Source organism: Mycobacterium angelicum (genome assembly GCF_002086155.1).
In the GTDB taxonomy this organism is placed as follows: Bacteria; Actinomycetota; Actinomycetes; order Mycobacteriales; family Mycobacteriaceae; genus Mycobacterium; species Mycobacterium angelicum.
This window is the reverse complement of the sequence record NZ_MVHE01000267.1, coordinates 1-537: the sequence shown is the minus strand read 5'-3', so window position 1 is coordinate 537 and position 537 is coordinate 1. Positions and strand designations below refer to the sequence as shown.

The window sequence follows — 537 nt, the reverse complement described above, 5'->3', positions numbered from 1 at the left end:
GCGCAGTGTCGACGGTGTCGGACCGCGTCAGCCAGCCCTGCAACTGAGTCAGCACAGTTCGGGTCAGCGTGTGCACCCGCGACACCGAATCGTCGTTGGATTCCTCAGAAAATGGCAGCGCCCAGATCACCAGATCGGTGTCGCCTAGGTCGGGGTGGCTCAGGTCGGGATAGATCGGGGCTCGGCGCAGGCGTGGGGCAACGTGCTGGGGGTCAGCTGCCACCAGTCCCCAGTCGGGCGAAACCTCCGCCGCGGCAAGGGTTTCGCCGGGTAGCGCCGGCCATTCCAGGCTGAATATGCTGCCCCGCGTAGTGGGGGCCGACACGGTGGGGGCGGGCGTGTCGAGCAGTGTCCGCAGAGTCAAGGCGCTGATGGTGATCACCGGGGCCCCGGCCGGATCGCTGGCCTGCACGCTGTAGGTATCGGGGCTGATACGGGTCGCACGCACATACAGGCGGGTGGCCGCAGCGGCATACAGGGCGACCCCGGCCAACGCGAACGGCACCCGCGGACCCGTGGGGTCGGCATCGAAGCCAT

Annotated in this window: 1 protein-coding gene; it reads right to left on the bottom strand. The window is 68.3% G+C overall.

Features of this window, described 5'->3' with window-relative positions; translation table 11 throughout:
* On the bottom strand, positions 1–537 hold a 537-nt coding region (locus BST12_RS32650), incomplete at both ends, for a hypothetical protein (protein ID WP_170062235.1).